Here is a 23,727-nt window from a genome sequence, read left to right as displayed (position 1 = left end):
AACTTAGATTCTCTAAACCTTGGCGTATTGCAAATTTTTCTTTGAAATCTCTAAAAATATAATCAAATGTCAAAGGTTTTGCTTTAAATCTTTAATCTCCTGACTTATATCCTCCCAATTATGTGATTCAAAAATATTTTCTCTCACACGATAGGCACGATCTATTTCTAAGTGTTCGGTAAACGGGGAATTTGTATGATATAAAATGCGGTTTGTTGCGTGTATATCTGCCATATTATCACAATTAAGAGCTGCAAATTTACACACCATTGTATAAACATCGGCATTGCTTTTTAAACCACTATCAATTCTTAATTTGCCCTTTGCACCAAAGGGCTTTACAAGCAAAAGTGCATCTGATTGGGTGCCAAGCTGTTCAAAATTATTGTTTTGAATCTGTGAAAAACTATCATAATGACCATGATCGCTCACAATCACAATAGCACTTTTATCATAAATATCATTCTCTCTAAACCAATCTAACCAATCAAGGACAAACTTTATCGCACAATATTCATTGTTGTAATGCTTATCATTGTATCCATTACGATATTCTTTGGGCATAAATGCCTGATATAATTCTGGCAAGGAGCTTTGTGCAAAAACATTAGGAGCACATTGATTTTCTAAATCTAATTGCCAAGGATAATGCGTAATCATTGACTTGATATATTTAAAAGTTTTTCTTTGTGAATTTGTATTGGAAACAAATGGAAACATTGCTACATCCGAGACATATCTAAGCTGTGTCGCCAACTCATCAGATAAATTTTTCTTCGCAAAAAGCCACTGGCCATCACCATAAATCCTAACTCTCATCGTATAAGGTGCAGCCTTAAAAAGACCAATGGCAAAGAGTATGGCAACAGAATCTTGTTTTTTTCTAATCTCATCAAATTGTGTTTGAATAAAATCACCCAAATTATAATGATGGATAAAACTTCCTATGTAACTCTGTTTATCTTGATTTGCTACCAATACCGTATCACCAAAATAAGATTCAAATGTTGTAGGCAAAACCGGCACTGTATCATACACCGCAACCTTATATCCCTTTTGCAATAGTTTTTCTGGCAAAATAAAAAATGCTTCATCATATGAATCTTGTGCGTTTCTCACACCTTGATTATAAAGCGATAGGCTCGTATATTTTTCCCCTCCCATTAATGCTGGAGTATTAAATTGTGTATTGTTGGAAGTTGCAAGTGTATTGTTATAGTATGTAAAACCACTTAATTTTTCACGCAAATCCTCCTGCTGCAGGATTATATCTAAATGCGAACCGGTAAAAGCATCAAGCACTAAAACCAAAATATTAGAATCTTGTGAAAAAGATAAAAGCTTATCATTATAAGGTGGCAAGACATTATCATATACTTTTTGTGAAATATCAACAGATAAAATTTTTATAGCATCACGCAAGGCAAAGCTAACAAAAACTACACCGCATACAAACGCAAAGTGAATAAAAAAACGCTTATAAATAAGCACAAATACAACAACCATAGAGCATAAGCCAAAAATGATATCAAAATATTTATTTTTAGGATTATAAACGGATACACCACCTTGAAAAACAAAATTATCAAGTAAGCCATAAGTGTTAAACTCACAATCACGCACAAAGATCGCACTATAACACGTAGCCATAAACATAAGCACACATAGTGCCCATACACAAACTTTAAATAGCCTCGTTTTATAAACAAAACTTATAAAATAAATAAACACAAATGAAAACAACAAAAACCAGCCAAAAAGCTTTGCTAAAGTTGAACGAATCTGCGCAATATCAAATTGCGACACATCACTGCTATAAACACTATAAGGATTGAAAACAAAAACAACAAAGCAAATATTACATATCGCTATAATTGACATAAGGCGATATTGCTTAAAATCGTGTCGGGCAATGTCGGCATACGGGGTAAAAACCCTACGCCACACTACCCTAACAGAATAGAGTATGATATGTAAAAGACTTATGCTTTTAGTTTTGCGCCCCCCCCCCCGCAGACTATTGAATCTAGCCTTTGTTATATGCCAAATTTTATATATTTTATCCATACTGCTCCCTTCAATCAATTTCTCAAAATGCCAATTTCATACCTAGATTCACATTTGTCATATGTGGATAATATAACTGTGAGCCACCGTGTGTGTTAAGGACATTCACAATACCACTAAAATGCTCTGTAAATCCAAAATCAAGTAGAAAATTTACTTCATTCACCCTATCATAAGGCTTTAGTGGATCATTTATCATAGACATTCCCCTAAACTTCGTGCTACCATACACCACCGCAAAACTCACTCTATCAATGGCAAACATCACCTTGCCATACCATACATTCGAATCTACGCCTTCAAGCAGGGCTCTCCCGCCCCACATAAAAAATGGACTGACACTATTACCAAGCGTATTGAGAGACCCCCAGCCGACATTACTTCCACTGCCGATATAGCCTCCGCTCACTTCTGCCATATCTTTCACGCCTACATAAACCTTCACATCTGTGTTGTAGCCATTGCCCTCTTTGCCTTTTTGCACACCATAGGTTTGCTCAAAGCTCGTGGCAAAATGTCCGCTCAAACCGATATAAGACTTTGAAGCCTCATATCGTGCAGAGGCTTTCACACCTGTGGCATAAAACATACTTGGATTAGCAATACCATAAAATTTCACACTCATCACTTCGCCAATATGATATTTGAAGCTCATTTGTGTCAGCCCAAGGCTATTGTGCGGATTCACATCATAAAAGCCTGTCATTTTATTATACTGCACATAGCCACTATTTTTTACCCACAAGCCCTCAATCAGTGCATTTGGCAAGGAGCGATTCCGCAGCCACACACCATCTACAAGCCTATCTGCCCATTCAGAATCTGCAAAAATACGCCCAGCCTTAATACTCGTATTTCCATCAAAATATTCTACATAGCTTTGCCCTAGCATCGTGCGATCATTCATATAAAAATCCCTAGAAGCATCGCCCTTGCCATAGCGATTTGGATTATTCGTTAAATTCTCAGCTCCCCAGATAGAATCTGTATCATTTTCATACGCCACACCCACTGCCCTAAAGCTCACCGCCACACGCAAATACTTATAAAACGCCGAGTGGTAGGCTAAGCCCACACTGCCTACCATATAGCCAGATTCACTAAAATCATTTTTGCCTTTATTGTTGCCTTGATTTTTTGTGCCATTTGTGTAATTGCCATATAGGGTAATATCACCGCTTGAGATTCCATTTTCTAAGGCTTCATCAATACTATCATATCCCCACGCATACCCCCATACACTTCCGCAAAGCATTACGCTTAAAACTATTTTTTTCATATTTTTCCTATATCCACAGATTATCTAACAAACGCGTTTTGCCAACTTTGAGTGCGATTAAAAAAATACTTTTTTGCTTTTCTATCATTGCAATGGGTTTAAGCTCTCTATTAAAAAAATCCGCATAAAAAAGTGTAGTTTCACTCTGTGTTAAAGATTCTAATGCAAGGGTTTTAAGCTTATCCACTTTTACTTCGCCATTGTCAATTTCCTTTTTCACTAAAGCAATCGTGCGTGGGATACATAGAGCAGTCTCTCGCTCCTTTTGGCTCAAATAAATATTGCGTGAGCTTAGAGCCAAGCCATCATCATCGCGCATAATCTCACAAGGCACAATCTCAAGATTCAAAAACAAATCTCGCACCATTTTTTGTAAAATCAGCACCTGTTGTGCGTCCTTTTGCCCAAAATACGCCCTATAAGGCTGAACCAACATAAAAAGCTTTAGCACCACAGCAATAACCCCAGCAAAATGTGTCGGTCTATCAAAGCCCTCTAAAATATAGCCCATATTTTTTGGGGGATTAAAAGTAATTTCATCTGTGCTATACATATCTTCCACACTTGGGGTAAATACCGCACTCACCCCTGCTTTTTTACATAATGCCAAGTCAGCTTCCAAAGTGCGAGGGTAGCTCCCAAAGTCTTCATTCTCCCCAAATTGCGTAGGATTCACAAAGATAGATATGATTGTATGCTTATTTTCCTGTAATGACTTTTCAATCAAGCTTAAATGCCCTTTATGCAATGCCCCCATAGTCGCCACAAAGCCTACACTACCCTCTAGCCTACTGCGAAACTCCCGCAAAGACCGCCTATCTCTACATACTTCCATTCATCGCCTTTAAAATATCTTGCACCACTTCTATGGGCTTATCTGCCTTATAAATAGGGCGTCCAATCACGGCAATATCACTTTTGCAATCTAACGCATCACGCAAGGTCGCCACACGCTTTTGATCCCCCACATTTTCCCCGAATGGACGGATTGCTGGTGTGATAGTAAGAAAGCTAGAATCTGTGCGTTGCTTAATAGCTAAACTTTCATAAGTAGAACACACCACACCATCAATCCCCGCCTTGTATGCTAAACTCGCAAGTTTAAGTGTATGAGAAAATACAGAGGCATTATACACTTCCATAAATTCATCATTATCAAAGCTTGTCAAAGCACTCACACCAATAATAAGGGGCATTTGATACTTTTCTTTTAATCTAGCGATTTCTTTCATAGCTCTTAACCCACAGCTTGTATGGATTGTCAGCATATCAACGCCAAGCTTTTGGACTTCAATAATCGCATCAAGCATTGTATTTGGAATATCATAGAGTTTCAAATCTAAAAAGATTTTATACGCACCATATTTTTTAATAGATTCTAATCCGCTCACACCATCACGAATAAAGCTCCTTAGCCCAATTTTGAGCCAAATATCTTGCTTTTGCGATGATGAAAGGGTGCGTAAAGATTCTAATAAGCAAAGGTTTTCTTGCAAATTTTCATTATCAAGGGCAATACAGAGCTTCATTTATCTCTGCCTTTATCTTTATTTGCATTTTGTGAGAGAGAATCTAAACTTGTAGATTCTATTTTAGAATCTTGTGCTTCCTTGCTCGTTTGCCTATGAGCCTTACTCAACGCATCAAGCACACCATTTAAAAAACGCGGCGTATTATCCTCTCCACCATACATCTTGCCAAGCTCAATAGCTTCATTAATCACCACAGGAGAATCTGTATCCGTATAGAGAATCTCATACGCCCCAAGTCGCAGCACTGCCTTTTCCATTCCCCCAAGCCTAGAGAAATCCCACTCCTTAAGATAAGGGATAATCGCTTCATCAATGCTTTGTAGATTTGTAATCGCACCTTGCAAAAGCAAAAATGCAAAATCTTGTTGTTTATTTTTAATCTTTTTCTCTTCAAACATAGAACGCGCAATGTCTAAAATATCCTTATTCCCCAAGTCATAGGCATACAGCATTCCAATAACCGCCTCTCGTGCCTGTGTGCGAGTAGCCATAAGTCTTAAGCCCCGATTTTTCTATACAGATTCACAAGCTCAATAAGCCCTGCCATAGATTCAAAGCCTTTATTTCCTGCCTTTGTCCCCGCTCGTTCAATAGCTTGCTCAATGCTATCTGTGGTCAAAACACCAAAGGTTACAGGTGCGCCATATTTAAGCGTAACATTAGCAATGCCCTTTGTCGCTTCAGCAGAGACATAATCAAAATGTGGTGTTGATCCGCGAATCACCGCACCAAGACAGCAGATTCCATCATATTCACCTTGAGAAAGCACCTTTTGTAACGCAAATGGAATCTCATACGCTCCGGGCACAAGGATTAAATCAAGTAAATCATCTCTGCCTCCGTGTCGTAAAAAGCAGTCCTTTGCCCCCTCAACAAGCCTATCGGTAATAAGATGATTGAATCTAGAGCTGATAATGGCGATTTTTTCACTCCCCATAAGTTGTAGTTTGCCCTCTATCACATTCATTTGCACTCCTTTTGTGTGAGATTAGTAATCTTTTGTAGCTCATCTATGAGCGGAAGCAAGGCATTTGTCTGCACCATATTTGGTCCATCACTTAATGCTTCTTTGGGATTGAGATGTGTCTCCATAAAAAAGCCATCAACGCCAACTGCCGCAGCCGCCCTAGCAAGATAAGGCACAAATGAGCTATCGCCACCACTTTTGCCACCAGCTGCCCCGGGCATTTGCACACTATGTGTCGCATCAAAAATCACCGGTGCAAAAGAACGCATAATCACTAATGAACGCATATCTACCACAAGATTCCCATAGCCAAAGCTGCTGCCCCGCTCTGTGAGCCAAATTCTATATTCCTTTGCTTGTTCATAAGTCGCCTGTGAGCCTCCACGCGTTTTGATGGCTTTTAGCACACTATGTTGCATATCCGCAGGATTCATAAACTGCCCTTTTTTGATATTCACAATACAATCCGTCTTTGCAACCGCTACAATCAAATCCGTCTGCCGACACAAAAACGCTGGAATCTGTATAATATCCGCCACTTCAGCAATCGCACCTGCTTGATAACTCTCGTGTATATCTGTAAGAATCTTATAACCAAATTTAGTTTTAATCTCTTGCAACATCGCCAATCCCTTTTCTAAGCCCGGTCCGCGATAAGATTCTAAACTCGTGCGGTTTGCCTTATCAAAACTCGCTTTGAAATAAAAGTCAATCTGTGGATTCTCCGCTAAAGGCTTTAAGGCTTCAGCTACGGCATTTAGCCCCTCAATGCTTTCAATCACGCAAGGTCCGCTCATTATTATCATACGCTCCATTATACGCTCTCCTTTTTAATTTGATTTATTGTCTTAAACTCTCGCTTTATCATATTGTAGTTTAGAATCTCACCTGTTTCTATGATGTAATACCACCCATACACATTTAAATCCCCCCTATCAAACCGCTCCTCCACAAAAGGATAAGTCATTAGATTCTCAAGCTGATGTTCTATATTCATCTGCTCCATAAGCCAAGTGCGTTTTGCTTTGGAATTTGGCTTTAGGGCATCTACCTTTTGTTTTACCGGCTCTAAAAGCTCTATCCATTTTTGGACATAGGGTGCATTCTCAAGCTTTTCTGGTGGCTCATAAATCGCCGAACAAGCCCCACAATCACTATGTCCGCAAATAATGACATTCTTAATACCCAAAATCACCAAAGCATATTCTATGGCGGAAGTCGTTGCTAAATACCCATCGCGTATGCCTTTGTTTTTCCCCAAATATGGTGGCACAAGATTCCCCATATTGCGTATGACGAATAAATCCCCGGGTAAAGAGTTTGTTATCAAATTTGGCACAACGCGTGAATCTGTGCAGGTGATAAGAAGCGTATGTGGCTCTTGGTGTTTTTTAAGGCTCTCATACAGCTCTTTATGCTCGTTGAAATCCTCCTCTCTAAACTTCACCGCCCCTTGAAACAGCTCCTTCATTCCACTCCTTTAGCATTACACTCTTCACGCCTAGTCTTAATAAACACTTAGCGTTGGCTAGATTCTGTAAAAAAATTATGGCATTATATCAAACTAAAATAATCACAATGCAATTTGATTTGATAACTTTAATTTAAGGGAGCAAAAATGGGCGAGATACTTGGTAGCATTATAGGCGGTATTGTTGAGATTGTAGGCACACTTGGATATGTTGGGATTTTCCTTATGATGTTTTTAGAATCTAGCTTCTTTCCCTTCCCCTCCGAAGTGGTGATGATACCTGCTGGATATTTAGTCTATACAGGCGAGATGAATGCTATTATCGCTGTGCTATGCGGGATTTTAGGCTCTTTAGCTGGGGCATTATTTAACTACTACTTGGCATTAAAATTTGGGAGAGATTTTCTTATCCGCTATGGCAAATACTTCTTTTTCACTGAATCTACTATGCAGAAAATGGAAGATTTTTTCACAAAGCACGGACCTATCAGCACATTTATAGGGCGATTGATCACGGTTGTTAGGCAATATATCTCTTTGCCCGCTGGACTAGCCAAAATGAATCTAGCAAAATTTTGCCTTTATACTTCGCTTGGTGCGGGTATTTGGGTGATTATCCTAACCATCATCGGCTATTATGCTGGGGTGCTTTTTGACACAGGCATAAGTGTAAATTCTATTATCCACGCCTTTACTTCACGCACACCAAGCCCACAAGAGCTAGAGCTTAAAGGGCTTGTCAAACAAGCAGGACTTTACACGCTAGGCTTTGTAATTATCTGTGGAGGCGGATATTTGCTTTATTGGCGTTTGAAAAAGAAAAATCACTTATGATTAATCAAAACATTTTAGAATCGCTCTTTCAAATTCACCTATCTTACACAAGATCAAAAAAGGATAATAAATGATGAAATATGATATTTCCAATCAAGCTAAGCTCCCAACGCGTTTTGGGGATTTTCTCACAATCAGTTTTCGCGAGTATCTTGCAGATTCTACAACAAAAGAACATCTTATCGTTTTTACACAGAATCTTAGCAAAACTCCCCTAGTGAGAATCCACTCCGAATGCCTAACTGGCGATGTCTTTGGCTCACAAAAATGCGATTGTGGTAATGAATTAGCTTTAGCAATGGAGAAAATCGCTCAAAGTGAAGAGGGCGGTGTGCTGATTTACTTGCGACAGGAAGGGCGAGGGATAGGGCTATTCAATAAGATTAATGCTTACGCTTTGCAAGATATGGGCTATGACACAGTGGAGGCAAATCAAAAGCTTGGCTTTGAAGGCGATATGCGAAGCTATGAGATTGTAGGCGAGATTTTTAAGCATTTTAACATTACAGAGATTAATCTTCTTACCAACAATCCACGCAAGATTCACGCCTTAGAGCCTTATGCAAAGGTTGTGCGGCATAGCATTATCACCCCTTGCAATCCCCACAACAAAGCCTACCTTGAAGTTAAAAAGCAAAAGCTTGGACATCTACTCTAAGGATTATGGAAAATGGCAAACTATCCTAAACTTATTAGCTACAAAGAAGCCTTGCATATCCTAGATTCAATCCCCATAGAGCCGCTTGGCACACAGCAAGTGCATTTTAAAAATGCCCTAAATAGAATCTTAGCCCAAGATGTACAAGCCCCTTGCAATGTCCCAGCCTACCCTACCGCTGCGATGGACGGCTATGCGATGATATTTGAGGATTTAGAGCTACTCTCCAAGCAAGGACTTACTATCCTGCCACCAAATAAAGCTGGGAATCCCACCCGCCCAACGCTCCAAAAAGCCCACGCGATAAAGACTTTCACCGGATCTGTAATGCCACTTAATGCTGATACGCTTATCATTGTGGAGTATATCACGCTTGAAAATAATAAGATATTTTTAAATGCCCCGCTAGATTCTATCCGCAAATCCCAATGGATACGCCAAGTTGGCGATAATTATAAAGAGGGCGAGATTCTGCTCCGTCAGGGCGATAAAATCGGTGCATTTGAAGTAGGCTTGTTAGCAGAGCTTAATCAAAGCTTTGTGCAAGTGTATCAAAAGGCAAAGGTTGGAATCTTATGCGTGGGCGATGAAATCATTGAAGTGGGGCAAGATAGCCCACATCACAATGTTGTGCGAAGTGTCAATACACATCTTTTAGAATCTCTGCTTTTACAAATGGGGCAAGAGCCTATCATTTATCCCATCATCAAAGATGATAAAGAGATGATAAAAACTGCTTACATTCAAGCGTTAAAGGAATGCGATATGCTCCTTACCACCGGCGGTATGAGTGCTGGGGATTATGACTACACACAAGAGATAATGCAGGAATTGAGCCAGATTCACTTTAAAGGCGTGAGATTGAAGCCGGGCAAACCTGTTGCCTTTGGTGTGGCTAATAAAACGCTGATTCTAGGACTACCGGGCTTTCCAAATTCCTCTGCGGTAACTTTTTTGCTTTTTGGCACTACCTTACTTGCTCGTTTGCAAAATAGAATCCACAAGCCCCCACATATTGAAGCAACATTTGAAGCGACTTTGCTTGAAGAGTGCAAACGCAGTGATTCCAGATTAGAATTTCGTGCGTGTGAAGTGTTCTCACATAATGGCAAACTCAGTGTGAGTTTTGCAAAGAAAAAATCCCTGCAAAGCTCAATGGTGAATAATCTTACCCACAACACTGCCCTTGCGATTTTAGAAGAAAATGGCAGTGATTTACCCAAAGGTGCAGTGGTGCAAGTGATGTTTCTTCATCATCTTATATAGAATCTTGTGTAAAATCCCAAGCAAAAGGAGTGTTTATATGGTAAAAGTTGAATTTTTGGGACCGATGAGCCATATCCCCCCTGTTGAGCTAGAAGCAAACACATTACAAGAGTTAAAAGAGATTTTAAGTAAAGATTCTGCTCTGCAACAATGGCTTACAATAAGTGCAGTGGCAGTTAATGATGAGATTATTGAATCTCTATCCCACCCATTGTGTGATGGCGATAGAATAGCTTTGCTCCCTCCAGTGTGTGGTGGATAATGCTAAGTTTATATCACGGAGCATTGCCAACAGGTGAGCTTTACACACAATGGGAAGCTCTAGCTCAAAGCAAAAATTGCGGAGCAGTAAGCATTTTTAGTGGTATCGTGCGAAAAGAGCAACATCTAAAATCTCAAAACCCCAAAACGCCGACTGCGGAAATATTTTTAGATAATTTCAAGGGTTGTGCCGATTCTTGTGCGAGAAGCTACCTAAGCGGTAGTGCCGATGCACAAGAAGCAAACTCCCTTGAAATTGCTGAAAAGATGACGCAGTTTCTAGATTCTAGTGATATAGAAGCCCTTAGCTTTGATATTTATAAACCCTTACTAGAGAAATGGTTTCACTCGTGGCAGGAAAAAGCCCATAATATGGGGGCTTATGTGTGTATGGCTCACAGCATAGGCGATGTGCCTTGTGGGAAAAGCTCTTTTATGTGTGGCATTATCTCATCTCATCGCAAGGTAGCTCTTAGTCTGTATGCGGAGCTGATAGAGGATTTTAAGGCTAATGCACCCATTTGGAAATATGATGTTATCAATCACAAAAGAATCTATGCCAAAGAGAGAAGCAAAGCCCTCAAAGGAAGTGGAATCTTATGCAGGTAGATTCTAAGCCCATTATTTTTGCCTTTAGCGGGAAAAGCAATAGTGGCAAGACGACGCTTATTTGTAAATTAAGTGAGTATTTTAAGGCAAGGGGAGCAAAGGTAGCTATTTTCAAGCACGACCCAAAGGATAAGGCAATTTTTGACACACAGGGTAAGGATTCATATAAATTCTTTCAAACTGCCGATGCGGTGGCTCTTATCTCGCCTACACGCACTATTTTGCAGACAAAAAATGAAAGCGTAGATTCACAAGATTCTACCGACATTCAAGCCTTTTATAAAACTATGGAGCTTTTTAAGGATTATGATTTTATTTTTATTGAAGGGCTTAAAACTCTGCCTTTTAAACGCATTGTTGTTGCAAGGGAGGGTATAGAATCTACTTATATTCCCTATGCGGACGCTTTTGCCATAGATGAGAGTGTGAGTAATGCTAACATCGTGCCAAGTCATATCCCCACACTCAATCTTAATGATGTGGCACAAATTGCAAACTTTCTTTTACAATCTACAACAAAGGATACACAATGCAAACAATAAAAATCGGTGTGCTTGTCTCAAGCGATAGAGCCTATCAAGGAATTTACGAAGATGAATCGGGCAAAGCAATACAAGAAGTGCTAAAAAGCTTTATCCTTAATCCTTGCGAGTTTTGCTACCATATCATCGCTGATGAGCAAAGGCTCATAGAATCTTATCTCAAAGATTTGAGTGATAAGCAGGGTTGTGATTTGATTGTAACCACAGGTGGCACAGGACCCGCAAAACGAGATGTAACGCCCGAAGCCACAGAATCGGTATGTCAAAAAATGCTTCCCGGATTTGGTGAGCTTATGCGAAGTGTGAGTTTGCAATATGTCCCCACAGCGATTTTATCGCGTCAAAGTGCTGGGATACGCGGGAAGTCTTTAATTATCAATCTCCCGGGCAAACCAAAAAGTATAAAAGAATGCCTTGAAGCAGTCTTTCCTGCTGTGCCTTACTGCCTTGATTTGATTGAGGCAGGATACATTCACGCAAATGCGGAGAATATCACTATATTCCGCCCAAAAGCCTAAAGAGAATACAAAAGGAATCTTATGCAGCTCACACATTTAAACAAACATAACAACCCCACAATGGTAGATGTCAGTCCAAAGGAAATAAGCCAAAGAGAGGCTTATGCAAGTGGCATTATCAGTATGAGTAAGGAAGCCTTTGAAGCGGCTATCAACGACAGGGGCAAAAAGGGACCTATCACGCAGACTGCCATAATTGCCGCTATTATGGGGAGTAAAAAAACAAGTGAGCTAATCCCTATGTGCCACCCGCTAATGTTAAGCAAGGTGAATGTTGATATTAGCCCAGATTCTAGCTCTTACTCCATTAAGCTTGGGGTGCTTGTGAAATGTGAAGGCAAAACGGGCGTGGAAATGGAAGCGATCACAGGTGTGAGTATCGGGCTTTTAACCATCTATGATATGCTAAAGGCTATTGACAAATCTATGAGTATAAGTGAAATTAAGCTTGAATCTAAGCGTGGAGGCAAAAGTGGTGATTTTCACAGACAGAACTAAGGGAAAAATATGAATATTGCCTTAAGCTTTGGGATTATGAGTCTATGTGTGTGCTTTGGGCTTTATGTATGGCACGCACGCCGCATTAAAAAGCTAGAATCTTCATATAATCTTACACTTGAGCAATACAAAGAGCAGTTATTACAAGCAAATCTAGCTCTCCAAAACGCACACAACGAGCAAGAGATTTTACAATCCCAAATGAGCCAACGCCTACAAGATATGCAGCAAATGTATCAAAACGCCCTATTTGAAGAAAAAGCCCATTCCCAAGCAATGCTAGAGCATCTTAAAGAGCAGTTTATTTACACACAAAATGAGCAAGAGCGACTAAAAGAACAAAATAAGCAAGAATTGCAAAATGCCTTTAAGGCTTTGAGTGCGGATATTCTAGCTCAAAATACACAAAGCTTTAATCAAAGCCAAATGCTCTCTCTCCAGCCCTTGCGTGAAGAGATACAGCGTTTCACAAAACAGCTTTCACTCAATTATGAGACAAATCTCAAGCAACACACAAGCCTAGAGACGCAGATTCACCAACTTCATAAGCTCAATCTTCAGCTCTCAACTGACGCACATAATCTTACAAATGCTTTAAAGGGTGAGAATAAAACGCAGGGGAATTGGGGAGAGGTGATACTCCAAAGAGTGTTAGAAAATAGCGGATTGCAACAAGGGCGAGAATATGAGATTCAACAAACTTTGTATGATGATAGCTCCAATTTGCTCCGCCCAGATGCGATTATCAAGCTCCCTAAGCATAATGAAGTGGAGCGGTGCGTTGTGGTAGATTCAAAAACTTCGCTTATAGCCTATGAACGATTATGTAATGCAGAAAATGAAGAGGGCAGGATTCAAGCCAGAAAGGAACTTGCCCTTTCTATCCAAAGCCATATCAATGCGTTGAGCGGAAAAAATTATCAGCAACATTTGCAGGGGCAAAAGCTTGATTTTGTGCTGATGTTTGTGCCAATTGAAGGGGCATTTTTAGAAGCTATGCAGTATGATATGAGCTTGTATGATAAGGCATATCAAAAAGGTGTGGTGCTTGTTTCACCCACAACCATTATGGCAGTGCTTCGCATTATCCACAATCTATGGCAATTTGAACATCGCAATAAGAATATTGATAAGATTTTTAATGAGATTCAAAAGCTTTTTGTTTATATTGAGCGATTTGAAAACGCACTTGAGAAACTTGGCAAAAATATTAACACCTTGCAAAAAACTTTCAGCGATGAAGTGATGACAAAATACAACGGCACACAAGGCATAGCAAGTAAAAGTGAGAGTATCCAAAAGCTCCTTAAAGGTGCAGGGGTTGAGATGATAGAAGTAGAGCCAAACTCATAGAATCTGGCATAACTTTAATCAAGCCTATAATGTGCGCCTTTGCTTTCCTTGCGTGCTTTGGCAGATTCTATGATTTTTTTAGCTACAAGCAATCGTAGTCGTAGCATACGCCCAATATTAGATTCTAGCATTACCTCAACGCCACCTAGAGCTGAATCTAGCCCACTTTGTGAGCGGATAATCCCAACCTTATCCCACATAATCTCCCGTAGCACATTCTTAAGCCGGACATCGCCCTCTTTTTGTAAGGCTTCTTCACATAGCGGAAAATGCCGAATGGGATTTTGGATAGAATGCCCTGCGATATATTCCGCAACTCTTTTGCCAAAAACAAGCCCTTCTAAAAGTGAATTAGACGCAAGGCGGTTTGCTCCGTGCAGCCCATTACACGCACATTCCCCCACCGCATAGAGATTACTCATACCTTTGACTAACCCTTGTGAATCTACTAAGATTCCACCCATAGAATAGTGAAACGCTGGAGATATGGGAATCTTTTGCTTAGGTAGAGAGAGTTTATTTGTGCTTAAATCGCGGTAAATATTTGGGAAACGCGTTTTAAAATCTACTTCACTAAAAGCACTCGCATCTAAAAAAGCTGATTTTTTTTGTGTGGAGCAATAATCCATTATCCCCCTTGCCACAATATCTCGCGGAGCAAGCTCGCCTCGCTCATCATAGGCAAACAAAAATCTCTTATTATCTTCATCTACAATCACACCGCCTTCACCTCTCACCGCTTCGGATATAAGGTATTTTCTCGCTTGTGGGTTGCTGACATAGGCTGTGGGATGGAATTGCAACATTTCCATATCTTGCAGAGCTAAATTATGCTCTAAAATAATGCCGTGCAAATCACTGCTAATGGTATAAGCATTGGTATGGTATTTAAAAAGCCCCCCAACGCCCCCACTTGCGATAACCACCTGATGTGCGTAAAGATTTTGCAAACCAAACTTACTTTGCACACATACCCCATAGCATTTATCTTCTTCAATGAGTAAATCCACCACTTCAGCATTTTTCCACAATGTCGCTTGAAGTTTGCCTATAAGGTGCGTGTGGAGATTTCTCCCTGTGGCGTCCCCACCTGAATGCACGATTCTAGAGCAGGAATGCCCCCCTTCTTTAGCATAAAGTAACTGCCCCTTATCATCTCTATCAAGTATAAAGCCACTTTGGATAAGCTCCTGTAAAATCACATTGCTATGTTGGCTTAGAATCTCAACGCACTCCCTATTATTCACCCAGCCACCGGCTGAAAGCGTATCTTGTATATGTAGGGCTTCATCTTGCTTATCTTTTGGAATAGTAATGCCACCTTGTGCGTAAAAGGTATTACACTCCCAAGGTTGAGCTTTACACAGAATCAGCACCTTTAAATGCGGGGGTAAATGCCTAGCACAATATAGCCCAGCCACACCAGCACCGATGATAATCACATCATATTGTTGGCTCATTTATTCCTCATCTTCTTCATAACTTGCTGAAGGCTTAGAGCCTATCTCTTGGAATAGCACTTTCTTTTTAGATTCAGATTCAAGCTCTTGTGGAATAGAATCTTGCTCTATTTTAGAATCTGCTTTAAAATCTTTATAAAAAGGATCTGCCTTGTATCCACAGCCCACAAACCCACAAGCAAAAATAAATATCAAATATGCTACAATCAGCCTATGAAAGCTGAAATAAGAACTAAAACGATGTATCATTTACTCTCCCATATAAAACGAGAATTCCCACTTTTGCACCAAAAGCTTGAAGCCCAAAGTGAAATTACGCGTTTTAAAAATGCCTTTCTTACTCCGCTAGAGCGAGAGCAGATTCTATTCATTGTGCCTAAAAACAATCAATTGCTTTTTGCTTTTAAGCATAAGGCGTTGTGCCTAGAATTTAATCATTATAAGCATAAATTTATAATAGAGAGTTTAAAGCAATATAAAGAGCGTTTCCCCAGCCTTGCTTCTATCCAAAAAATACACGCCTATGTGCCTTCTCATATCCTTAGCCCAAAGCCCCCACAAAAAAGCGTGCAAATCTACCGCGAACACGCAAAAGGCGAGTTTATAAACCACGCCAAAAATCCGCAGATTTATGAGAAGTTTGAAGCACTTCGGGTTGGGATAAAACGCCAATGGGAAGCACAAAATGCCAAAGCATAAAAACATTCACAAAATATCCAAAACATCAATATATAGTCTGCTTTTTACCCTGCAAAATCTCCCTACACAGCCCGGAATCTACCAATATTTTGATAAAGATGATAACTTGCTCTATGTCGGCAAGGCTAAAAATCTAAAAAATCGCATAAAAAGCTATTTTTCTATCCATAATGACATCATCACGCCAAAGGCTAACCTTAGCCAAAGAATAGCCCTTATGGTATCCCAAGTGGCTAAGATTCACACTTTACTTACACAAAGCCAAGAAGATGCCCTTATCCTTGAAAACTCCCTTATCAAAAGCCTAAAGCCAAAGTATAATATTCTTTTGCGTGATGATAAAACTTATCCTTATATTTATATTGATACTTCTGCTACTTTTCCACGATTTGAAATCACTCGCAAGGTGCTACAAAGTAAGCATATTGAGTATTTTGGTCCTTTTGTGAGTGGAGCTAGAGAGCTGCTTGATAGTCTCTATGATGCCCTGCCCCTTGTGCAGAAAAAATCCTGCCTTAAAGGCAAAAAGGCGTGTATATTTCATCAGATTCATAAATGCCCTGCCCCTTGTGAAAATAAAATCTCTCAAAGTCAATATGCAGAGTATATTACACAAGCAAAGGCGTTTATAGATGATAGAAAAGGACTTATAGAGATTTTAGAATCTAAAATGCAGATACTCTCACACAATCTACAATTTGAAGAGGCAGCAAAGATACGAGATAGAATCCAAAAGCTAAAAACACTAAAAACCCAATCTATTATTGATATTATGAGCGGAGATTATGATATTTTCCTGCTTGATTCAGCAGGGCAAAATCATATCCTTATGATGCTTTTTATCCGCAATGGACGCATTGTCTCAAGTGATTTTTCATTTATCCACCAAGAGATTCACAGCCAAAACCTAGCCCAACTCTACACCCAAGCCTTACTTAATCACTATAAAACCCCTCTTCCCTTGCCACCAAAGGAGATTCTTATCCCGCATTTTGACTTCCAAGACAAAGATGAAAAAGATGATTTACAAAAGATTTTGCAAGCCCAAACACAAAGTCATCTCAAAATCACCCAACCACAAAAAGGCACAAAATATAACCTTTTGCAACTTGCTAAAAAGAACGCCCAAGAAATCCTAACTTTGCATACCAAAGAGCAAAAGAACGCCCAAAATGAAAACACCACTTTATACGCTCTAAAAGATTTATGCAATCTCTCTCAAGTGCCTTATAGGATAGAGATCTTTGACACCTCTCATCATAGCGGAAGCCACAATGTAGGCGGAATGGTAGTGTATGAAAATGGCGAGTTTATCCGCAGTGCTTACAGACGCTTTGAGCTTCATAGCAGTGATGAATACTCTCAAATGAGTGAAATGCTAACACGCAGGGCAAAAAAATTTGAATCCAATCCGCCACCAGATTTATGGCTACTTGATGGGGGCAAGGCTCAAATCAACCTAGCACTTGACATTCTAAAAAGTGTGGGGGCAAATGTAGATATTATCGCCATTGCCAAAATGAAATATAATGCCAAAGCCTATCGCGCTAAAGGCAATGCCCTTGATATTTTACGCACACAAAATGCGGAGTTTAAACTTAGCACAAACGATAAAAGACTACAATTCTGCCAAAAGCTCCGCGATGAAGTGCATAGATATGCTATCACTTATCATCGCAACAAAAAGCAAAAAGACATACACAAGATTCAGATTCAAAAAGGAAGTGATATGGATAGCTCTTATAGCAAGGCTCAAATTAAACGACTTTTAGATTATTTTGGCTCATTCCACGCCATTCAAAACGCTCCAAAAGAACAGATAGAAAATGCTCTTTCACGCTCTTTTAAAAGTAATAAAGATTCAAAATGATTACTTCTTTATACAATCAAACCCTAGATATTCTGCACCAAAGTTTTAAAACTTTAGACATTAAACTTGCCAAAGACAATGCCCAAAAAAGCCTAGAATCCCTTTGGCAAAAGCAAAGCGGCGAAAATCCACAGCTTACAGAAAATGAAATAAGAATGGCGATTTTGCATTTTTATCATCAATGTGGCTTGGGGGCGTTTGTGCATTATGATAAAAACACACTCCATATCATCACGCATATTAAAAACAAAAAGTATAATATCTATGTAGATTCTATCTGCGAGTTTTTAAAAACCCACAAAGCCCTTTATACACAGGAGAAAATCAAGCAAGGCGAACTGACAAAACAGGATTTTAAAGAGTTGTTTGACTTTGTGGAATCTAGCTTTGATGTGCAGAGAAACACACAAAGAGAGCTAATCAAAATCGCTCTAAGAAATGTCTTTGGCATACAGGCTAGGGACGCACTTTTTTTTAAAGATGGAGAGATTAAGCTTTTTACCTTTGATTATGAAAAGGTAAAAATCAACAATGAAATCCGCAAGATTAATAGCAACGCCCACATTAATGTCTTAAGCAATGAAGATAAAAAGATTTTAGATAATGCCTTGCTTTCAAGCGATATGCACACTATCATCGTGCAAAATACCTTGATGATTTTACAAAATGACATACATCTCTCACGCATAGATAATCTTGAGTTCAATAAACGCTTTAGCTTTTTTGCGATTCAAAAATTGCGACTTTATATAGAAAATCTTGCTATAAACCATATAGATTCACTAGCAAAAAGCATTTATTGTATGAATCTAGCACATAAATATACTAATGTGATGTTTGAAGTGGTGGCAAAAGAGCTTTTAGAGCTTTGTAGCAAAAATAACGCTAATGCTATTAAATTTATTGAGTTTTATAATGGCGGCTCACTTGAGCTTAAAGGGCAGATTCTAAAAAAGCCACTTATCATTGATAGTAATGGAAATCCTTGGACTATAAATCTCATACAACAAGCCCTAAAAAGTAAGCTTAATATAGAGTTTGACATACAAAAAATGCAACAACAAAGTGATAATATTGATAAACAGATTGAGAATATCACCCGCACAAGCAACCAACACGAATTAAGTTTAAAAGAATCTCACACCAAAGCTGAATATTGCAAAAATGACTTAGAATCTAAAAATCAAGCCCTGCGTTTACTTGTTAATCAAAAAGCACCAAAAGAGCAGATTGATACGCTAAGTGAAGAAATAAATGCCCTTATTCTTAAAAAATCACAGATTCTAAACACCACTGAAGAGCTACAAAAAGAGTTTGTGGGCTTAAATAATGAGTATATCAAGCTTTTAGAATCTAAAGAAGAACTCAAACAACGCATTAATTACACTTTTAAGAAAAATAGAGAAATTTTTTTGCAATATGACTTGCTTTGCCACGCTTTAGGCGATGCAATTGCAAATGGTAAAGAACTGGTATAAGGATTCACAATGAGAAATATATTTACACATTTTATTAACAAAACCTCCTTTCACACGCAAACGACAATCCTTGTGTGGATTATTATAGTTGGTTTTGCTTTAGTGGCAAGTGTGGGGCTGCTTACACTCATTGGGTTAAAAAGCGAGTTTGATACAAACTCACCACAAAATCGCAATATCCACTCACTCATACTGCTTAATAAAAATTACGACCCATACAAGCCAAATGACAAGATTCCACAACTCCTTGAAATGTGGGAACAATACAAAATGTATAATCTTACAAAAAATCAAAATTTAGCTACTACACATTTGCGAGAATGGTATGCTAAAACCTTTAAGCCCAGCCACTACACACAGATTCAAACACTTCTTGCTAAAGAAAATACCATTTTAGAATCTATTGACAAAGCCTTTATTACAAATGATAGTCATAGCATTCCTTCCCTGCTAGAAGAGCAGATTCTACTCGCATTTGACATTGCCCTATACAACAAATATATCACAGATTCACTCTATCAAAACACCTTTATCATTTTGGCAATCTTTATGTTTATTGTCATCACAACAATCATCATTCTTGCCCTATCTATCCGCCAATCCATTAATATCAATCATCTCACATTAGAGCAACTCGTGCAGGAAAAAACCCAAGAGCTACAAAACCTTAATGAGAATCTCCAAAAGTCCATAGATTACGAAGTAGAGCAAAATCGCAAAAAAGATTTGATTATGTATCAACAAGCTAGACTTGCTTCTATGGGGGAGATGATTCAAAATATCGCTCATCAGTGGCGGCAACCGCTTAACTCCCTGATGGTGCTGATACAAAGCTTTAAAAGCAAGGCTATGCAAAAAAAGCTAGATGATGAGTTTGTCCTAACACAAACGCAATATGGTATGAAAATCGCCACAGAGATGTCAAATACTATTGAAAACTTCCGCAATTTTTTCCGCCCAGAGAATAAGACAGAGCCTTTTACGCTCTCTTCAAGTATTTGGGATTCTGTGGAATTGCTTAAAGCTCAACTGATTGAAAGCTCCATTGAAGTGAAAGTGTGTATTGAAGAGAGTGAAAAGGACTTAAGCATTGATGGTTTTCAAAACTCATTCACACAAGTGATTTTAATCCTTATTAACAACGCCATTGACGCACTCAAACTGACTATGGAAAATAAAGAGGGCGAAAAAGACTTTAGCCCACTCATAGCGATTTCATTAGATAAGGTAGGGTATAATGTCGCACTTTGTGTGAAAGACAATGCAGGGGGGATTCACCTAGAGGATAAATCAAAAGTCTTTGAGCCTTATTTTACCACCAAGCATAAGTCCGTTGGCACGGGCGTTGGACTGTATATGGCAAAGCAAATCATAGAGCGTCAATTTAATGGCACAATCAATGTAGCTAACACCCATTGGTCTAATGGGGATTTTGAACGCAATAAAGATTCTAGGAATAAGGAATATTTTGGGGCTGAATTTAGCATAAACATACCATTACAAAAGGATTAGTTATGAATCTAAACGCACTTAGCAAACTCACTATTTTATACGCAGAAGATGATAATGACACGGCTAATCTCACAAGCTTGGTGCTTGAAGATTATGTCGGGCGTTTGCTTGTGGCAAAAAATGGACAAGAAGCACTCAATCTTTTTAAACTCCACAAGGTTGATTTAGTCATCACTGATATTCTTATGCCAAAGATGAATGGTATTGAACTTATTGATGCTATACGCACTTCAAGCACTCACCCCGATGTCCCTGTTGTCATTACCACCGCACATACTGAAACAAAATATCTCCTTGATGCCATAAGACTACGCGTTGATGGTTATATTCTTAAGCCCATTAATGTAGAAGAGTTACTCCACGCACTTGATAAGGCGATTTTGCCATTTTTACAAGCTGATGAGATTGCCTCTAAGAATCTGCTGATTAATGCTATCTCTACATTTGTGGGCGGAAAGAAAATCGCCATTATTCAATTTTTGCTCTCCCATTGCGATAAAGATAATATCTTTTATGGCTCGTATGAAGATATTATCGCTCATCTTAATGTCAGCAAACCCACCATTGTTAAGACTTTTAAGCAGCTCATTGACACGGGCATTCTTATCAAAATCAAAAATAAAGTCTATAAGATTCACCCCGATTTAGACCAAAATGCCAAAAATAACGCCCTAAAAGATTCTAACCCTTGACTTCAAGCAAAGTTTTTAATACAATCAGCGTTTCATTTCATCTATGCAATCTCTTAGGATTTAGAATCTAATTTTGCAACTTCTCAATTTCTTAACAAAATTCTTTAAGGACATTTATGGCAGAACACAAACGAACTCACACACCTGTGGAAGGCTATCAGCTAGAAGAGCTCCGCACAAAAAGCATTAAACAACTTATTAGCATCGCTGAAGAAGTCAAGGTTGAAAATCCTAGTGATTATCGCCGACAAGATCTCATCTTTGAGATTCTAAAAAATCAAGTCAATCAAGGCGGATATATCCTTTTTTCAGGGATTTTAGAAATTACAAATGAAGGCTATGGCTTTTTGCGTGCTTTGACAGAAAGTCTTGCAGATTCTCAAAATGACACTTATGTTTCACAATCTCAAATCCGCCGCTTCGCCTTGCGTAATGGCGATATTGTAACCGGACAGGTGCGCGCCCCAAAAGATCAGGAGCGATATTATGCACTTTTAAAGATTGAAGCCATTAATTATATGTCGCTTGAAGAGAATAAAAACCGCCCTCTTTTTGATAATCTCACCCCCCTATTCCCACAAGAGCAGCTCAAGCTTGAATATGAATCTAGCAAAGTTACAGGTAGAATGCTAGATCTCTTTAGCCCCATAGGCAAGGGGCAGAGAGCGCTTATTGTAGCCCCTCCTCGCACAGGAAAAACGGAGCTTATGAAAGAGTTAGCCCACGGCATTGCGAAAAATCACCCCGAAGTTGAACTTATGGTTTTGCTCGTTGATGAGCGACCCGAAGAAGTAACTGATATGGAGCGGAGCGTCAAAGGGCAGGTGTTTAGCTCTACTTTTGATATGCCAGCGACAAATCATATCCGCGTAGCTGATTTAGTTATTGAATCTGCCAAGCGAAAGGTTGAAATGGGTAAAGATGTGGTGATTTTACTAGATTCTATCACGCGTCTTGCTCGTGCGTATAATGCCGCTACACCTTCAAGTGGTAAGGTGCTAAGCGGTGGGGTTGATGCCAATGCTTTGCATAAGCCTAAGCGATTTTTTGGTGCAGCTAGAAATATAGAGCAAGGCGGAAGCCTTACCATCATCGCTACAGCCCTTATTGAGACAGGCTCTAGAATGGACGAAGTGATTTTTGAAGAGTTTAAAGGCACAGGTAATAGCGAAATCGTCTTAGCACGAAATATTGCTGATCGCAGAATCTACCCAGCCTTTGATGTGCTTAAAAGCGGAACGCGAAAAGATGACTTGCTACTTGGCAAAGATAATCTCACAAAAGTGTGGATGCTACGCAATGTAATGCACACAATGGACGATGTAGAAGCGCTTAGCTTTATTTATTCAAAAATGAAGCAAACAAAGGACAATGAAGAGTTTTTAAATATGATGCAAGAGTAGTTTAAGGAAAATAGATGCGAACAGGGGTTTTTGACAGCGGTATTGGGGGCTTAAGCGTTTTAAAAAGTCTTATTAATGCAAAACTTTTTGATGAGATTATTTACTATGGTGATACAGCTCGTGTGCCTTATGGTGTGAAAGATAAGCAAACTATTATCCGCTTTTCCCTAGAAGCATTAGATTTTTTTAAGCCCCATAATATTGATATTCTCATCGTTGCGTGTAATACCGTGAGTGCCTATGCATTGGAAGAAATGCAAAAACACAGCAAGATTCCAATCGTTGGCGTGATTGAGCCCGGAGTCTTAGCCGTGCAAAATAAGCTCAAGGACACAGATTCAGAAATCCTTATTTTAGCCACTCGTGCCACGATTAATTCTGGGGAATATGAGACACGCCTAAGAAAAATAGGTTTTTGGAATCTTAAAAGCCTTGCTACTGGACTTTTCGTGCCACTTGTTGAAGAGGGTTTGCTTGAAGGAGCGGTGCTTGAAAGCGTGTTTGATTACTATTTTAGTAATTTCACCAATCCACCAAAAGGCATTATCCTAGGCTGCACACATTTTCCGCTTATCGCAGATGCTTTGAGTGCGTATTTTAACAATCAAAGTGTGCTTATCCATTCAGGCGAGGCGATTGTGGAGTATTTAGAAACGCATTTGCAGCTTCGCACACAATATCCACTCAAATCACTTCAATTTTTCGCAAGTGATAACACCGCCTCTTTAACAAAAATCGCACAAAAGTGGTTATAATAG

At 39.1% G+C, this 23,727-nt stretch carries 26 protein-coding genes; 16 read left to right on the top strand and 10 right to left on the bottom strand.

Annotation, left to right across the window (positions count from 1 at the left end):
* Positions 1-69: 69 nt before the first annotated feature.
* From HCN_RS04300 to HCN_RS04265, 8 genes are read right to left on the bottom strand one after another with little or no spacing between them, the layout of a single operon-like run.
* Positions 70-2,067, bottom strand: a complete 1,998-nt coding sequence (locus HCN_RS04300) for an alkaline phosphatase family protein (protein ID WP_232501877.1) — start codon at positions 2,065-2,067, stop codon at positions 70-72.
* 22 nt (positions 2,068-2,089) lie between these two features.
* A complete protein-coding gene (locus HCN_RS04295) occupies positions 2,090-3,346 on the bottom strand; it encodes an Opr family porin (RefSeq protein ID WP_014666662.1) in 1,257 nt (418 codons plus the stop codon).
* Positions 3,347-3,353: 7 nt separating this feature from the next.
* Positions 3,354-4,181: a pantoate--beta-alanine ligase gene (gene panC, locus HCN_RS04290; RefSeq protein ID WP_002956797.1), complete on the bottom strand. Its 828-nt coding sequence runs from the start codon at positions 4,179-4,181 to the stop codon at positions 3,354-3,356.
* A complete protein-coding gene (gene pyrF, locus HCN_RS04285) occupies positions 4,168-4,875 on the bottom strand; it encodes an orotidine-5'-phosphate decarboxylase (RefSeq protein ID WP_014666661.1) in 708 nt (235 codons plus the stop codon). The genes panC and pyrF overlap by 14 nt, the downstream gene beginning before the upstream one ends.
* Entirely contained in the window at positions 4,872-5,369 is a 498-nt protein-coding gene (gene nusB, locus HCN_RS04280) for a transcription antitermination factor NusB (protein ID WP_014666660.1), read from the bottom strand. The genes pyrF and nusB overlap by 4 nt, the downstream gene beginning before the upstream one ends.
* A gap of 5 nt (positions 5,370-5,374) precedes the next feature.
* Positions 5,375-5,845: a 6,7-dimethyl-8-ribityllumazine synthase gene (ribH, locus tag HCN_RS04275; RefSeq protein WP_002956800.1), complete on the bottom strand. Its 471-nt coding sequence runs from the start codon at positions 5,843-5,845 to the stop codon at positions 5,375-5,377.
* Entirely contained in the window at positions 5,842-6,660 is an 819-nt protein-coding gene (gene kdsA / locus HCN_RS04270; RefSeq protein WP_014666659.1) for a 3-deoxy-8-phosphooctulonate synthase, read from the bottom strand. Before kdsA ends, ribH begins: the two co-directional genes overlap by 4 nt.
* Positions 6,660-7,316: a carbonic anhydrase gene (locus HCN_RS04265; protein ID WP_014666658.1), complete on the bottom strand. Its 657-nt coding sequence runs from the start codon at positions 7,314-7,316 to the stop codon at positions 6,660-6,662. Before HCN_RS04265 ends, kdsA begins: the two co-directional genes overlap by 1 nt.
* 147 nt (positions 7,317-7,463) lie before the next feature.
* Here HCN_RS04265 and HCN_RS04260 point away from each other — a divergent pair, with 147 nt between their 5' ends.
* From HCN_RS04260 to HCN_RS04220, 9 genes are all read left to right on the top strand, one after another.
* Positions 7,464-8,150, top strand: a complete 687-nt coding sequence (locus HCN_RS04260; RefSeq protein ID WP_014666657.1) for a DedA family protein — start codon at positions 7,464-7,466, stop codon at positions 8,148-8,150.
* A 70-nt stretch (positions 8,151-8,220) separates the two neighbouring features.
* Positions 8,221-8,808 carry a GTP cyclohydrolase II gene (ribA, locus tag HCN_RS04255; protein WP_014666656.1) on the top strand — a complete coding sequence of 196 codons (588 nt, stop codon included), beginning with the start codon at positions 8,221-8,223 and terminating at the stop codon, positions 8,806-8,808.
* A gap of 12 nt (positions 8,809-8,820) precedes the next feature.
* A complete protein-coding gene (locus HCN_RS04250) occupies positions 8,821-10,074 on the top strand; it encodes a molybdopterin molybdotransferase MoeA (RefSeq protein WP_014666655.1) in 1,254 nt (417 codons plus the stop codon).
* 37 nt (positions 10,075-10,111) lie between these two features.
* On the top strand, positions 10,112-10,336 hold the full coding sequence (locus HCN_RS04245; RefSeq protein WP_014666654.1) for a MoaD/ThiS family protein: 225 nt from the start codon (positions 10,112-10,114) through the stop codon (positions 10,334-10,336).
* Positions 10,336-10,944 carry a molybdopterin synthase catalytic subunit gene (locus HCN_RS12575; RefSeq protein WP_014667548.1) on the top strand — a complete coding sequence of 203 codons (609 nt, stop codon included), beginning with the start codon at positions 10,336-10,338 and terminating at the stop codon, positions 10,942-10,944. Before HCN_RS04245 ends, HCN_RS12575 begins: the two co-directional genes overlap by 1 nt.
* The gene (gene mobB / locus HCN_RS04235; RefSeq protein WP_014667547.1) at positions 10,935-11,486 is read left to right on the top strand and encodes a molybdopterin-guanine dinucleotide biosynthesis protein B; all 552 of its coding nucleotides are present in this window, start codon (positions 10,935-10,937) and stop codon (positions 11,484-11,486) included. Before HCN_RS12575 ends, mobB begins: the two co-directional genes overlap by 10 nt.
* Positions 11,474-12,004, top strand: a complete 531-nt coding sequence (gene mog / locus HCN_RS04230; protein WP_014666653.1) for a molybdopterin adenylyltransferase — start codon at positions 11,474-11,476, stop codon at positions 12,002-12,004. Before mobB ends, mog begins: the two co-directional genes overlap by 13 nt.
* A 21-nt stretch (positions 12,005-12,025) precedes the next feature.
* Positions 12,026-12,502, top strand: a complete 477-nt coding sequence (gene moaC / locus HCN_RS04225) for a cyclic pyranopterin monophosphate synthase MoaC (protein WP_014666652.1) — start codon at positions 12,026-12,028, stop codon at positions 12,500-12,502.
* A gap of 9 nt (positions 12,503-12,511) precedes the next feature.
* A complete protein-coding gene (locus HCN_RS04220; RefSeq protein ID WP_014666651.1) occupies positions 12,512-13,855 on the top strand; it encodes a DNA recombination protein RmuC in 1,344 nt (447 codons plus the stop codon).
* Between the two features lie 14 nt (positions 13,856-13,869).
* Here the strand turns inward: HCN_RS04220 and nadB are convergent, their stop codons facing one another.
* Both nadB and HCN_RS04210 read right to left on the bottom strand, forming a co-directional pair.
* Positions 13,870-15,315, bottom strand: coding sequence for an L-aspartate oxidase (gene nadB / locus HCN_RS04215; RefSeq protein ID WP_014666650.1), 1,446 nt, complete (start codon positions 15,313-15,315; stop codon positions 13,870-13,872).
* A complete protein-coding gene (locus HCN_RS04210) occupies positions 15,316-15,564 on the bottom strand; it encodes a hypothetical protein (protein ID WP_002956815.1) in 249 nt (82 codons plus the stop codon). It lies immediately after the preceding gene.
* Here HCN_RS04210 and HCN_RS04205 point away from each other — a divergent pair.
* The 7 genes from HCN_RS04205 (at position 15,556) to murI (ending at position 23,724) form a co-directional block, all read left to right on the top strand.
* On the top strand, positions 15,556-16,014 hold the full coding sequence (locus tag HCN_RS04205; RefSeq protein WP_002956816.1) for a hypothetical protein: 459 nt from the start codon (positions 15,556-15,558) through the stop codon (positions 16,012-16,014). The two genes, HCN_RS04210 and HCN_RS04205, sit on opposite strands and share 9 nt — an antisense overlap.
* A 28-nt stretch (positions 16,015-16,042) precedes the next feature.
* Positions 16,043-17,884 carry an excinuclease ABC subunit UvrC gene (gene uvrC / locus HCN_RS04200; protein WP_172580137.1) on the top strand — a complete coding sequence of 614 codons (1,842 nt, stop codon included), beginning with the start codon at positions 16,043-16,045 and terminating at the stop codon, positions 17,882-17,884.
* The gene (locus HCN_RS04195) at positions 17,881-19,362 is read left to right on the top strand and encodes a hypothetical protein (protein WP_014666647.1); all 1,482 of its coding nucleotides are present in this window, start codon (positions 17,881-17,883) and stop codon (positions 19,360-19,362) included. The genes uvrC and HCN_RS04195 overlap by 4 nt, the downstream gene beginning before the upstream one ends.
* Positions 19,363-19,371: 9 nt before the next feature.
* Positions 19,372-20,874, top strand: coding sequence for a sensor histidine kinase (locus HCN_RS04190; protein ID WP_002956819.1), 1,503 nt, complete (start codon positions 19,372-19,374; stop codon positions 20,872-20,874).
* A 2-nt stretch (positions 20,875-20,876) separates the two neighbouring features.
* Positions 20,877-21,566 (top strand): response regulator, encoded by a 690-nt coding sequence (locus HCN_RS04185; protein ID WP_002956820.1) that lies wholly within the window; start codon positions 20,877-20,879, stop codon positions 21,564-21,566.
* Positions 21,567-21,682: 116 nt separating this feature from the next.
* A complete protein-coding gene (rho, locus tag HCN_RS04180; protein ID WP_002956821.1) occupies positions 21,683-22,969 on the top strand; it encodes a transcription termination factor Rho in 1,287 nt (428 codons plus the stop codon).
* Between the two features lie 14 nt (positions 22,970-22,983).
* Entirely contained in the window at positions 22,984-23,724 is a 741-nt protein-coding gene (murI, locus tag HCN_RS04175; protein WP_002956822.1) for a glutamate racemase, read from the top strand.
* The last annotated feature ends 3 nt before the right edge of the window (positions 23,725-23,727 follow it).

This window comes from Helicobacter cinaedi PAGU611 (assembly GCF_000284635.1).
In the GTDB taxonomy this organism is placed as follows: Bacteria; Campylobacterota; Campylobacteria; order Campylobacterales; family Helicobacteraceae; genus Helicobacter_C; species Helicobacter_C cinaedi.
The sequence above is the reverse complement of the archived record's forward strand: the minus strand, read 5'-3'. Positions and strand labels throughout refer to the sequence as shown.